The following is a 14,098-nucleotide window of genomic DNA, read 5'->3' as shown; positions in this document are numbered from 1 at the left end:
CTGGGGTGTGCTCCTTAGCGCGGTGCGGGTCGCGGTGGGGCGGGTCGCGGTGGGGCCGGCGGGTTCGGCGGCGTCGGGTTCGGCGGGGTGCTGGTCGGTCACGAGGTCTCTAGCTCGTTGTCGAGGTAGCCGAAGAGTTCGTCGTCGGTGGCCTCGTCGAGGTCGGCGCCGGGGTGCGGGTCGGGGCCGGTCTCGGGGGTCTGGCCGCCGCCGGTCCTGGTGTCGCTCCAGCGGGCGAGGAGGGCGCGCAGCCGCAGGTCGACCTTGGTGGCGGTGCCGTCGTCCGCGAGGTCGAACAGGGCGTGCTCCAGCTGGTCGAGCTGGTCGAGGAGGCCGGTCTCCCGCGCGGGTTGGCCGCCGGGCAGCAGGGTGAGCAGGTGCCGGCTGATGGCGGCGGCCGAGGGGTGGTCGAAGACGAGGGTGGTGGGGAGCCGCAGTCCGGTGGTGGTGGTGAGGCGGTTGCGGAGTTCCACCGAGGTGAGGGAGTCGAAGCCGAGGTCGCGCAGGGCGCGCCCGGGGTCGACCTGGCTGCCGGTGGCGTGCCCGAGTACGGCGGCGACCTGGGCGCAGACCAGGTTGAGCACGGTCTGTTCGCGGTCGGCCGGCGGCTGGCCGGCGAGGGTCTCGGCGAGGGTCTCGGAGGCGGCGGGTCCGGTGTCGGTGGCGCGGCGGGCGGGGGCGCGGACCAGGCCGCGCAGCACGGGCGGCAGGGTGCCGTCGGCGGCCTGGCCGCGGAGGGTGGCGGTGTCGAGGAGCACGGGGACGAGGGTGGGGCGGTCGTGGTGGGTGGCGGCGTCGAGGAGGGCGAGGGCGTCGGCGGTGGGCAGCGGGCGGATGCCGGAGCGGCCGAGCCGGGCGCGGTCGCCGGCGTCGAGGCCGGCGGTCATGCCGCTGGCGGCGGCCCACATGCCCCAGGCGAGGGAGACGCCGGGCCGGCCGGCGGCGCGCCGGCGTTGGACGAGCGCGTCGAGCGCGACGTTGGCGGCGGCGTAGCTGGCCTGGCCGGCGCTGCCGAGGACGCCGGCGGCGGAGGAGAAGACGACGAACGCGGTGAGGTCGGCGTCGCGGGTGAGGGCGTCGAGGTGGCGCAGGCCGTCGACCTTGGGGCCGAGGACCCGGTCGAGTCGTTCGGGGGTGAGGGCGGGCAGCACGCCGTCGTCGACGACGCCGGCGGCGTGCACGACGGCGCCGAGGGGTCGGTCGAGGGCGGCGAGCAGGGCGGCGACGGCGGCCCGGTCGGCGAGGTCGCAGGCGGCGACGGTCACTTCGGCGCCGAGGGCGGCCAGTTCGTCGCGGAGTTGCTCGGCGCCTTCGGTGGCCAGGCCGCGGCGGCCGGCGAGGGCGAGGTGCCGGACGCCGTGTGCGGTGACCAGGTGGCGGGCGACGAGCGCGCCGAGGGTACCGAGGCCGCCGGTGACCAGGACGGTGCGGTCGGGGTCGAAGGGCGCCGGGTGGCCGGCGGGCCGCCGGTGGTGGGGGGCGGTGGCCCTGGTCAGCCGGGGCGCCGTCAACCGGCCTTCTTGCAGGGCGAGTTGTGGTTCCTCGGTGGCGAGGGCGGCGGGCAGGGCGCGGGTGCTGGCGGGGGTGCCGTCGAGGTCGAGGAGCACGAACCGGCCGGGGTTCTCGGTCTGGGCGGAGCGGAGCAGGCCCCAGACGGCGGCCTGCGCCGGGTCGGGGGTCTCGGGGTGGACGGCGCCGTGGGTGACCAGGACGAGGCGGGTGTGTGCGGTCCGTTCGTCGGCGAGCCAGCGTTGGGTGAGGGTCAGGGCCCAGGTCAGGGCGGCCCGGATGGGGTCGCCGGCGCTGGCCTGGTCGGCCGCGCGGGGGCAGGGGGCGAGCAGCTCGGTGACGCCGTCGAGGTGGTCGAGGGCCAGGTCCAGGTCCAGGCCCGGGTCGCGGTGGTCGGGGGCGGCGTCGGGGTCGGGGTCGGTGGGCAGGGTGGGCAGGTCGAGGGCGGGACCCAGGCCGAGCGGGTCGGGGCCGAGGACGGCGCGGCCGGCTGGTGCCGCGCCGGCGGTGGCGGGGGCGACGGGGGTCCAGGTCAGGGTGAACAGCGCGTCGGCTGGGTGGAGTTCGGCGGGCTGGTCGGCGGCCGGCCGCAGCTGGAGCGCGGCGACGGTGACGACGGGCCGGCCGGCCGGGTCGGCGAGGGTCAGCGCGCCGGCGTCGGGGGCCGTCGGGGACCAGCGCACCCGCAGCGCGGTCGCGCCGGTGGCGTGCAGCCGGGCGCCGGTGAAGTGGTGGGGGACGAGGGGGACTTCGGAGGTGTCGTCGGCCCGGTCCCGGCTGGCTGGCCGGGCGGTGGTCAGGGCGGCGTCGAGCAGCGCGGGGTGCAGGGCGAAGCCGTCGTCGGCCGGCTCGTCGATGGCCACCTCGGCGTACCGGTCGCCGGCCAGCCGCCAGCCGCCGCCCGGCTCGGCCGGGGTGGCGCCGGGCGGCGGCCAGGCCGCCAACTCGCCTACGGGACCGGTGTCGTTCGGGGTCGCGTCGGCCAACGCGAGGGTGCCCGTGGCGTGTTCGGTCCAGGTGTCGTCCCGGTCGGCGTCCTCGGGCCGGGAGTGGACGCGGACGGTTCGGGCGCCGTCGGCGGCCGGGCCGACCGTGACGCGCAGCGCCAGGCCACCCCGGTCGGGCAGCGACAGCGGGGCACGCAGGGCGAGTTCGGCGACCGTGTCGAGCCCGTGGTGGGCGGCGGCGTGCAGGGCGAGGTCGAGGAGGCCGGTGGGCGGGAGGTGCCGCCGGCCGGCGAGCCACGGCAGGGCGTGGGCGGCCAGCCGGCCGGTGAGCACGGTGCCCGCGCCGTCGGGCAGTTCGACGGCGGCGCGCAGCAGCGGGTGGTCGCCGGTGGCGACGCCGAGGGCGGCCGGCGCCCCGCCGCCGGCCGGGGCGACCGCCGCGGTCAGCCAGTACCGCCGGTGCTGGAAGGGGTAGGTGGGCAGGTCGACGCGGCGGCCCCGGCCGCCGGTCGCGGCGGCCAGGTCCAGGCGGGCGCCGCGGACGTGCAGCCGCGCGGCGGCGTGCGCCAGGGTCTCCACCTCGGGCCGGTCGGCGCGCAGCGTCGGCACGAACACCGCGTCGGGCGCGCTGTCCTGGCCCATCGCGGCGAGCACCCCGCCGGGCCCCACCTCCAGCGCGGTGGTCACGCCCTGGGCGGTGAGGGCGGTGACGGCGTCGGCGAACCGGACGGGCTGCCGCACGTGCCGCACCCAGTAGTCGGGCGAGCCCAACTCCTCGGCGGTGGCCGGCTGTCCGGTCAGCGTCGAGACGACGGGCAGGGTCGGCGGGTGGAAGGTGACGGACTCCAGCACCCGGCGGAACGCGGCCAGCATCGGCTCCATCAGCGGCGAGTGGAAGGCGTGGCTGACCCGCAGCCTGGTCACCTTGCGGCCGTCCGCCTTGAGTCGGTCGGCGAGGTCGAGGACCTCCAGTTCGCGGCCGGAGAGGACCAGCGCGTGCGGGCCGTTGATGGCGGCGATCCCGACGTGTTCGGAGCACTCGGGGGCGATCTCCGCCTCGGTGGCCTGGACGGCGATCATCACGCCGCTGGCCGGCAGGGCCTGCATCAGGGCGCCGCGCGCGGCGATCACCGCGCAGGCGTCGGGCAGCGAGAGGACGCCGGCGACGTGCGCGGCGGCGAGTTCGCCGATGGAGTGGCCGGCGAGCGCGTCGGGCGCCAGGCCCCAGGACTCCCACAGCCGGTAGAGGGCGACCTCGACGGCGAACAGCGCCGGCTGGGCGAACTCGGTGCGGTCCAGGGCCTTCTGGTCGTCGCCGAAGACGACGTCGCGCAGCGGCACCGGCAGCAGCGGGTCGAGGTGGGCGAAGACCGCGTCGAGGGCGTCGGCGAAGGCGGGGTGCGCCCGGTACAGGTCGCGGCCCATGCCGACGCGCTGCGAGCCCTGGCCGGAGAAGAGCACGGCGAGCCGGCCGCCGTCCGGGGTGCCGAGCGGCACCGCCGGGTGGTCGAGGCCGGCGGCCAACGCGTCGAGGCCGGCGCGGAGTTGGGCCGGGTCGGCGCCGAGGACGACGGCTCGGTGGTCGAGCGCGGCCCGGCCGGTGGCCAGGGTGGCGGCGACATCGGCCGGGGCGAGTTCGGGGCGGGCGTCGAGGGTGGCGGCCAGCCGGGCGGCCTGGGCGCGCAGCGCCGTGGCGTCCCGGGCGGACAGCGGCCAGGCCAGCGGCGCCCCGGCCGGCTCGGCGGCCGGCGCGGCCGGGGCCTCGGGGATTTCGGCGTGCTCGGGCGCCTCGGCCTGTTCGAGGATGACGTGGCCGTTGGTGCCGCTGACGCCGAACGCGGAGACCGCGGCCCGGCGCGGCCGGCCGGTCGCCGGCCAGGGCCGCTGGTCGGCGAGGAGCTCCACGGCGCCCGTCGTCCAGTCCACGTGCCGGGAGGGCTGGTCCACGTGCAGGGTGCGGGGCAGCACGCCGTGCCGCATGGCCAGCACCATCTTGATGACGCCGGCGATGCCGGAGGCGGCCTGGGTGTGACCGATGTTGGACTTGACGGCGCCCAGCAGCAGCGGCCGGTCGGCGGGCCGGCCCCGGCCGTAGGTGGCCAGCAGGGCCTGCGCCTCGATCGGGTCGCCGAGCCGGGTGCCGGTGCCGTGGCCCTCGACGGCGTCCACCTCGTCCGGGGTCAGGCCGGCGTTGGCGAGCGCGGCGTGGATGACGCGCTGCTGGGCCGGCCCGTTGGGGGCGGACAGCCCGTTGGACGCGCCGTCCTGGTTGGTGGCGGAGCCGCGGACCACGGCCAGCACCTGGTGGCCGTTGGCGCGGGCGTCGGAGAGCCGCTCCAGCAGGACGAGGCCGGCGCCCTCGCCCCAGCCGACGCCGTCGGCGGCGTCCGCGAACGGCTTGCAGCGGCCGTCGGGCGCCAGCCCGCCCTGCCGGCTGAACTCGGCGAACGCGGTGGGGGCCACCATGACGGCGGCGCCGCCGGCCAGCGCCATCGCGCACTCGCCCGAACGCAGCGCCTGCACGGCGAGGTTGACGGCGACCAGCGCGGAGGAGCAGGCGGTGTCCACGGTGACGGCCGGGCCGCGCAGGCCGAGTGTGTAGGCGATCCGGCCGGAGACGACGCTCAGCGCGTCGCCGGTCAGCCGGTAGCCGTCCATCTCGGGCGCGGCCTGCTCCAGGGTGCCGGCGTAGCCCTGCGGGGAGGCGCCGACGAAGACGCCGGTGAGGCTGTCGCGGGCGGTGGCCGGGTCGATGCCGGCCCGTTCGAAGGTCTCCCAGGCGAGTTCGAGCACCTGCCGCTGCTGCGGGTCCATGGCCAGCGCCTCGCGCGGGGAGATGCCGAAGAAGTCGGCGTCGAAGCCGCCGGCGTCGGCGAGGAAGGCGCCCTCCAGGGTGCGGCTGCGGCCCTCGGCCTCGGCGTCGGCCGGGTAGAGCCGGTCCGGGTCCCAGCCGCGGTCGTCGGGGAACGGGCCGACGGCGTCCCGGCCGGCCAGCAGCAGCGACCACAGGTCCTCGGGCGAGGTGACGCCGCCGGGGAAGCGGCAGCTCATGGCGACCACCGCGATCGGCTCGTGCGGGTCGCGTGGCGCGGCCACGGCCGGGCCGGCGGCCTGGGCGGCGGCGCGCTCGCCGCCGACCTGGGTGCGCAGGTGGCGGGCGAGGGCGTCCGGCGTGGGGTGGTCGAAGACGACGGTGGTGGGCAGCCGGGTGCCGGTGGCGGCGTTGAGGCGCCTGCGGACCTCGACGGCGGTGAGCGAGTCGAAGCCCAGCTCGCGGAACGGCCGGTCGGGGGTGACCGCGTCCGGCCCGTCGTGGCCGAGGACCGCGGCGGCGTGGCCGCGGACCAGGTCGAGCAGCAGCCGGTGCTGGTCGGGTTCGGTGAGCCCGGCGAGCCGGTCGGCGAGGCCGCCGCCGAGGGCCGGCTCGGCGGCCGGCTCGGCGGCGGTCAGGGCGGCGACCGCCGGCAGATCGCCGATCAACGGGCGGGCCCGGGCGGCGGTGAAGCCGGGGGCGAACCGCTCCCAGTCGATGTCGGCGACGGTCAGCGTGGTCTCGTCGCCGGTCAGGGCGGTGGCGAGGGCGCCGACCGCCAGGTCGGGCCGCATGGGGCGCATCCCCCGGCGGCGCAGCTGCTCGTTGAGGTCGCCGGCGGCCATGCCGTCGCCGGCCCACATGCCCCAGGAGACGGAGGTGGCGGGCAGCCCGGCGGCGCGGCGCTGCCCGGCGAGCGCGTCGAGGTAGGCGTTGGCGGCGCCGTAGGCGCCGAGTTCGCCGCTGCCCCAGACGGCGGAGCCGGAGGAGAACAGCACGAACGCGTCGAGGTCCCGGCCGGCGGTCAGCGCGTGCAGGTGGGCGGCGCCGCCGGCCTTGGCGGCCAGCGCGTACGCCAGGTCGGCGGTGGTGGTGTCGGCGAGCGGCCTGGAGGGGACGGTGCCGGCGGCGTGGAAGACGGAACGGACCGGGGTGCCGGCACCGTCCAGCCGGTCGAACAGCGCGGTGAGCGCGGCCGGGTCGGCGGCGTCGCAGGCGGCGAGGGTGACCCGGGCGCCGAGGGCGGTCAGTTCGGCGGCCAGCGCGTCGGCGCCGGGCGCGTCCGGGCCGCCGCGGCTGGCCAGCACGAGGTGTTCGGCGCCGTTGCCGGCCAGCCAGCGGGCGACATGGCCGCCGATGGCGCCGGTGCCGCCGGTGATCAGCGCGGTGCCGGTGGCCCGCCAGGCGGGGGCCGGCGCCGGCGCGGGGGCGGGGACCAGGCGGCGGGCGGCGACGCCGGAGGCGCGGATCGCCAGCTGATCCTCGTCGTCGCGGCCGGCGAGGACGGCGGCGAGCCGGGCCGCGGCCCGGGCGTCTGGGCTCTCCGGCAGGTCGACGAGACCGCCCCAGCGGTCGGGGTGCTCCAAGCCGAGGGCCAGGCCAAGTCCCCAGGTCTGGGCCTGGGTTGGGTGGGTCGGCGGGTCGGAGCGGCCGGTGGCGACGGCGCCGGTGGTGGCCAGCCACAGCGGGGCGGCGACGCCGGCGGCGCCCAGCGTCCGGATCAGCGCGAGGGTCGCGGCCAGGCCGGCGGGAACGGCCGGCGCGGCCGGGTCGGGGGTCTCGTCCAACGCCAGCAGGGAGAGCACGCCGCCGAGCGGCCGGTCGGGGGTGGGCAGCGTGCCGGGGGTGCCGTCGCTGGTCAGGACGTCGGCGCCGTGCGCGCGCAGCGCCTCGACGGCGGCCGCGTGCCACGGGTGGCCGGCGGTGGCCGGCGAGCTGACCAGCAGCCAGGTGCCGGTCAGCGTCGGCGTGGTGGCGGCGGGCAGCGGGCGCCAGCTGATCCGGTGGCGCCAGCCGTCGGCGGTGGCGCGGTCCCGGTGGCGGCGGCGCCAGTCGGCGAGGCTGGGCAGCACGTCGGTGAGCGGGGCGTCGGCCGGCACGTCCAGGGTGCTGGCCAGGTCGCCGCGCTCGACGGCGGACCAGAACGCGGCCTGCGCCGGGTCCTCGGCCTCGGTGGCCGGGCCGGCGGTGTCCTCGATCCAGAACCGGCGGCGCTGGAACGGGTAGGTGGGCACCTCGACATGGCGCCCGGCGGGCACCACGGAGCGCCAGTCGAAGGGCAGGCCGGCGACGTACGCCTCGGCGGCGGACAGCAGGAACCGGTCGAGGTCGCCGTCGCTGCGGCGCAGGGTGCCGACGACGACGGCGTCGCCGCCGGTGGCCTCCAGCGTCTCGCGGACGCCGAGGCCGAGCACCGGGTGCGGGCTGCACTCGACGAACGCGCCGACGCCGCGGTCGAGGAGGCCGAGGGTGGCCTCCTCGAAGCGGACGGTGTCCCGCAAGTTGCGGTACCAGTAGGCGGCGTCCAGCTCGGGGCCGGTCAGCCACTCGCCGGTGACGGTGGAGAGCATCGGGACACTGGCCGGCGCCGGCTCGACGCCGGCCAGCGCGGCGCGCAACTCGTCCTGGATGGCCTCGACATGGGGTGAGTGGGAGGCGTAGTCGACGGGGACGCGGCGGGCCCGGATCTCGTCGGCGGCGCAGTGTGCCATCAGCTGGTCGAGGGCGTCGGCGTCGCCGGCGACCACCACGGAGCCGGGCCCGTTGACGGCGGCGACCGAAATCCGGCCGTCCCACGCCGCCAGCAACTCCCGCGCCCGGTCGGCGGGGAGGGCGAGGGAGACCATGCCACCCCGCCCGGACAGCGCGAGGATGGCCCGGCTGCGCAGCGCCACCACCCGGGCCGCGTCGTCCAGGGTCAACGCACCCGCCACATGCGCGGCGGCGATCTCGCCCTGCGAGTGCCCGACCACCGCGTCCGGCTCGACACCGTGCGCCCGCCAGAGCGCCGCCAGCGACACCATCACCGCGAACAGCGCCGGCTGCACCACATCCACCCGCTCCAGGGCGGCGGCGTCCGCCAGGACCTCCCACAGCGACCAGTCGACGTGCGGGGCGAGGGCCTCGGCGCAGGCGTCGAGCGAGGCGCGGAAGGCGGGCGAGGCGGCGGCCAGCGCGGTGCCCATGCCGAGCCACTGGGAGCCCTGGCCGGGGAAGACGAACGCGACCCGACCGGTGGGTCGGGCGACGCCCACCGCGACGCGGGCCGACTCGGTGCCGCCGGCCAGCGCGGTCAGCGCGTCGGCGCCGCCGGCCACCACCACGGCGCGGTGCTCGAACTCGGCCCGGGACAGCAGCGTACTGGCCAGGTCGGCCGGCGCCAACCGCTGGGCGAACGGGGCGAGTTGGGCGGCGTGCGCGGCCAGCGCCGTGGCGCTGCGGGCGGTCAGCACCAGCGGCGCGGGGCGGGCGGCGAGCGCCGAAGTCTCGACCGGTATCCCGTCCGCCGTCTCACCCGGTATCCCCTCCGGCAGCTCCGTGGGGGGCTCGTCCGGGGCCTGCTCCAGCACGGCGTGCGCGTTGGTGCCGCTGATACCGAACGAGGAGACGCCGGCCCGGCGCGGGCGGCCGGTCGCCGGCCACGGCGTGGCCTCGGTGACCAGCGACACCGCGCCGGCCGACCAGTCCACGTGCGGGGTCGGCTCGGTGATGTGCAGGCTGCGCGGCAGCGTGCCGTGCCGCAGTGCGAGGACCATCTTGATCAGGCCGGCGACGCCGGACGCCGCCTGGGTGTGCCCGATGTTGGACTTGACCGAGCCGAGCCAGAGCGGCCGTCCTTCGTCGCGGCCCTGGCCGTAGGTGGCCAGCAGCGCGTCCGCCTCGATCGGGTCGCCCAGCCGGGTGCCGGTGCCGTGCGCCTCCACCGCGTCCACCTCGGTGGCCGAGACGCCCGCGTTGGCCAGGGCCTGCCGGATCACCCGCCGCTGGGCCGGGCCGCTGGGCGCGGTCAGCCCGTTGGACGCGCCGTCCTGGTTGATGGCGGTGCCGCGGATCAGGGCGAGCACCGGGTGCCCGTTGCGCCGGGCGTCGGAGAGCCGCTCCAACAACACCATGCTGGCGCCCTCGGCGAGGCCGAAGCCGTCCGCGCTGGCCGAGAACGCCTTGCACCGGCCGTCAGGGGCGAGCGCCCGCTGCCGGCTGAACTCGACGAACATGCCGGGCGACGACATCACCGTCACCCCGCCGGTCAGCGCCAGCGGGCACTCGCCGCGCCGCAGCGACTGCACCGCCAGGTGCAGCGCGACCAGCGAGGAGGAGCAGGCCGTGTCGACCGTGACGGCCGGCCCGGCCAGCCCGAAGGTGTAGGAGAGCCGGCCGGAGGCGACGCTGCCGGTGTTGCCGGTCAGCAGGTAGCCCTCCAGGTCGGCCGGCGCCTCGTGCAGCCGGGGCCCGTAGTCCATGGTCATCGCGCCGAGGAAGACCCCGGCCTGGCTGCCGCGCAGCTCCCCCGCGTCGATGCCGGCCCGCTCCACCGCCTCCCAGGCGACTTCGAGGAGCAGCCGCTGCTGCGGGTCCATGGCGAGCGCCTCGCGCGGCGAGACGCCGAAGAACTCCGGGTCGAACCGGGGGACGTCGGCGAGGAAGCCGGCCTCCCGCTGGTAGTAGCCGCCGGGCCGCTCGGCGTCCTCGTCGTAGCGGCCGTCCAACCGCCAGCCCCGGTCGGTGGGGAACGCGGTGACCCCGTCGCCGCCGGCCGACAGCAGCTCCCACAGGTCCTCGGGCGAGGCGACGCCGCCGGGCAGCCGGCAGCTCATCGCGACCACCGCGATCGGCTCGTCGTCGCCGGCCACCTGGTGGACGACCGGCTCGTCGGCCTCGGCCGGGGCGCCGCGCAGCACCCGGTCCAGGTGCGCGGCCAGCCCCCGGCAGGTCGGGTTGTCGAAGACGGCGGAGACCGGCAGCCGCAGGCCGGTGGCCGCGTTGAGCAGGTTGCGCAGCGCCATCGCGCCCGCCGAGTCGACGCCCAGCTCCAGCAGCGGCGCGTCCGGGTCGGCGGTCGCGGCCAGGTCGCCGCGGACGACGGCGGCGACCTGCGCGCGGACCAGGTCCAGCAGGACCCCGGCCCGGTCGGGCGCGGCGGCCAGCCGGTCGGCCAGCTCGTCGGCCGGCGAGCTCGCCGGGCCGGCCGGCGCGGCGCCCAACGGGTAGCCGGGGAGCGGCACCTGGCGGACGTCCCGGCCGGCGAAGACCGCCGGCCAGTCCGGCCGCACGCCGTGCGCGTGCAGCTCGGCGAGGGCGGCGGTCACCTGGTCGAGGCCGCCCCGGTCGCGGCGCAGGGTGCCAACGGCGACGGCCGGCACCCCGGCGTCCTCGGCGGTCTCCTGCACCGCCCGGGTCAGCACCGGGTGCGGGCTGGGCTCCAGCAGCAGGCGGTGGCCGGCGGCCAGCGCCGCCCGGGTGGCGCGCTCGAACTCGGCGGTGCCGCGCAGGTTCCGGCACCAGTGGTCGACGGTGAGGGTGGCCGGCTCGACCAGGCCGCCGGCGGTGGCCAGGTAGAGCGGCACGTCGGTGGGGCGCGGCGCGATCCCGGCGAGGTCGGCGCGCAGCGCGTCCAGCACCGCGTCGACCTGGCGGCCGTGCGCGGCCAGCCGGATGGCGATGCCCCTGGCTTTCACGCCGTCGGCGGCCAGCTCGGCCAGCAGCGCGGTCGCCGCCTCCTCGGTACCGGAGACCAGCACCGAGCCGGGGGCGTGCACGGCGGCCAGGTCGAGGTCCGGGTAGCGGACCAGCCGGGCCCGCACCTCGTCGGCCGAGGCCAACACGGAGAGCATCACGCCGCGTTCCAGCAGCGCCACCTGGGCGCGGCTGAACCGGGCCACCGCCCGGGCGCCGTCCTCGACGGAGAGCGCGCCGGCGACGGTGGCGGCCGGGATCTCGCCGACGCTGGAGCCGATGACCGCGTCCGGCCGCACGCCCCAGGAGCGCCACAGCGCGGACAGCGCGACCATCATGGCCCAGAGCGCCGGCTGCCCGACCTCCGGCCGGTCCAGCGAGGGCGCGTCCACGGTGCCGCGCAGCACGTCCAGCACCGGCCAGTCCACGTGTGGGGCGAGCGCCGCCGCGCAGGCGTGCAGCTGCTCGGTGAAGACCGGTTCGGCGTCGAGGAGTTCGGCGGCCATGCCGAGCCACTGCGGGCCGTGCCCGGGGAAGACGAAGGCGAGGCCGCCGGCCGCCGGCAGGGCGGGGCCTCCGGTGGCCAGGCCGGGCACCGGACGGCCGGCGCCCAGCGCGGCCAACTCATCGGCGAGCCGGTCCCGTTCGGCGCCGACGAGGACGGCGCGGTGGGCCAGTGCCGGCCGGGTGGTGGCCAGCGTGTGGGCGAGGTCGGCGAGCGGCAGGGTCGGCTCGCCGGCCAGCAGCGCGGCGAGTTCGGCGGCGCGCGCCCGCAGCGCGTCCGGGCTGTGTGCCGACACGGTGACCGGAACGGGCGGCCCGGCCGGCGCGGCCCGCCCGGGCCCGGGCCGGCCCGCCCGCACCGCCGCCTCGACCAGCGCGGGCACCTCGGCGGGCCAGTCCGCGTCGGCCGTCAGCCGGTAGCCGAAGGTGTCGGTGCGGGCCAGGTCGGCGCGGGCCAGCACGACGAAGGCGCCGCCGGCGCCGACCAGGGCGCGGTCGCAGGCGCCGGACCGCAGGGCGGCGAGCGCGGCGGCCAGCGGCTGCCGGCCGGTCAGGCGCGGGCCGCGCAGGCCGAGCGCGGCGGCCAGGGCGTCGACCGGGGCGGCCGGCTGCCCGGGCGGGGCCGGCTCGGTGACCGGGGGGTGCACCAGGGTGGCGGCCTGGGCGGGCGGTTGGGCCGGGGCCGCTGGTGGGCCGGCCGGCGGGGCGGCGGCCGGAGGGGCCGCCAACTCGGCTGTGGGAGACGTCGGTTGGCCGGCCGGGCCCGTCGGGGCGCCCGTGCGGTCGGGGGCCGGGCCCGAGGCGGCGGGGCTGTCGGCGGTGGCGGCCCCGGGCTCGGGGGTGGCGGCGGGGTCGGCGGGGTCGGCGGCCAGGTAGACGCCGATGGCGGTGGGGTCGTCGGCGGCCAGGCCCGCGTCCTCGCAGGCCGTCCACGCCGCCGCCAGTGCGGCCGCCCGTTCCTCGGGCAGCGGCCGGCCGGTCAGCTCGGCCAGGGCGCCGGGATCGTGGTCCGCCCGCGCCGGAGTGGCGGGCGCGGCCCCGATGACGACGACGGTGTTGGTGTCCAGTACTCCGGATTCGCGCATGGCAGCCTCTGCCCTCGTCAGTCGTCCACCAGAAAAACGAAACACACGTACGATTGGCCCGCGATATTCGGCGACGCCGCTGCGACAACGGCGGCAATTCAAAGCCTGTTCCGCTCGCATTGTCAACACGCACTCGGACCGGGTTGGTTCCGGAACTTGATGCCGGCATTCCCACCACGGGGCCCAGGTCAGGAATGCCCGGGCGATGCGGCGCCGAAGCGTCGCGCAACTTGAGGACGCACCGATTTTACGGTCCGGACTCGCCGAATTAACTCACCCTTCGAAGCCGCCCAGGCGCGCGGGAGACGCACCTACCGTCGCGGCGACCGGACGGGGCACACCCGCCAAGGCTGGCGGGTTAACGTTCGGCCGACACACCGGAAACCGCTCGTCAGACGGTTGTCATATGCCAGCCACACACTCCGGCTTAACGTGCCACCGGGAGCCCACATTCACCGAGTAACCCCGATTTCACATACGCTCCACGCATCGGCCACAGGGCGCGGCACAGCGTGCCCGCCGCGCACGCCGGAGCGCACTCCAAAGGCCCGGGATGCCGCGCTTCCCGGCACGGTTTCTGTTCACCGGATGAATTCCCGGTGCACCACGGGCGGGTCACCACGGCCGGCCCAGGGCTCCGCGCACACCCCGCTGAGGTGGGGGAACGGCCGGACAACCGGCCCCACCGCCCACCGCGCGCCGACCGGTGGCACCGCCGCCCCGGCTTCGGCGCCGCACGCCGAAGGAGCCGGCAAAGCACGGCACCGACGAACTGGCCGACCCCTGATAAGGGTACGGAAAACACCGCACGGTGCGCGTGGGGCAAGGCACCCCGGGCGGGACGCCACACGCCGTCGGAACGCGCTTTATTAACCGGTGTTACCGCTTCATAGAATGCGCTTGCCCTAACCGGCACGGCCACGGCGGCGCACACCTGCAAGCACCTGAACCCAGGTCATGGGTCACTGCATATTGCCCCCCTTTTGATGGACTCCGCGAGCCGATCGGCCCGATACAGAAGATCAAGGGAACGACGCTCCACGCAGCCTGATTGACCGCATGGGCGGATCGCACAAGATCGGATGAAAGTCATGCCCAGGATCTTGCGCCTGCCTCAACGGTATCCGCATGGGCGTTGCCCGCGCCAGGCACTCCGCCTGTGGTTATGGTGCGCCAATCAACCGGTCACCAGCGGCACGTGGAGTCGGCCACCCGGCATCGCGGATATCGCCCCGGATACACCGTTGCGAATAGTGGGCACAGCCACCACCTGGCACGATCCAAAAGGTTCGCGGCCGCGAACCACGGGCAGGGCTGTCCGAAACCTCGGACATGGCAGCGGGCATCCGGCGGACGGGCGTGACGCACCGTGCCCGAAGCGGCACGCCTCCACTCCGCTTTTGCCCGCTTGCGGTCCGTGTCCGATCGGTCGCCGCACCCCCGGAGCGACCCGCCCGGGCGCGGTACGGGCGCCGCACGCCGGCCGCCCCCGGGCACCCGACGGCGACCGCCGGGGCCCAGAAGGTGAGCGGTGGCCCGCGGCCGCACGCGGCCGAGACGGCGCACCA

Annotated in this window: 1 protein-coding gene; it reads right to left on the bottom strand. The window is 77.4% G+C overall.

The window, feature by feature from the left end:
- Positions 1-98: 98 nt before the first annotated feature.
- Positions 99-12,530, bottom strand: coding sequence for a type I polyketide synthase (locus tag RM844_RS05715; protein ID WP_311665483.1), 12,432 nt, complete (start codon positions 12,528-12,530; stop codon positions 99-101).
- Positions 12,531-14,098 lie beyond the last annotated feature (1,568 nt).

Origin of the sequence: Streptomyces chisholmiae, assembly GCF_031845445.1 — a bacterium.
GTDB classification, from domain to species: Bacteria; Actinomycetota; Actinomycetes; order Streptomycetales; family Streptomycetaceae; genus Streptomyces; species Streptomyces chisholmiae.
The sequence above is the reverse complement of the archived record's forward strand: the minus strand, read 5'-3'. Positions and strand labels throughout refer to the sequence as shown.

What these genes read in the sequence shown, in the direction of transcription:
- RM844_RS05715 (WP_311665483.1), bottom strand. Translation starts at nt 12,530, where the DNA reads ATGCGCGAATCCGGAGTACTGGACACCAACACCGTCGTCGTCATCGGG.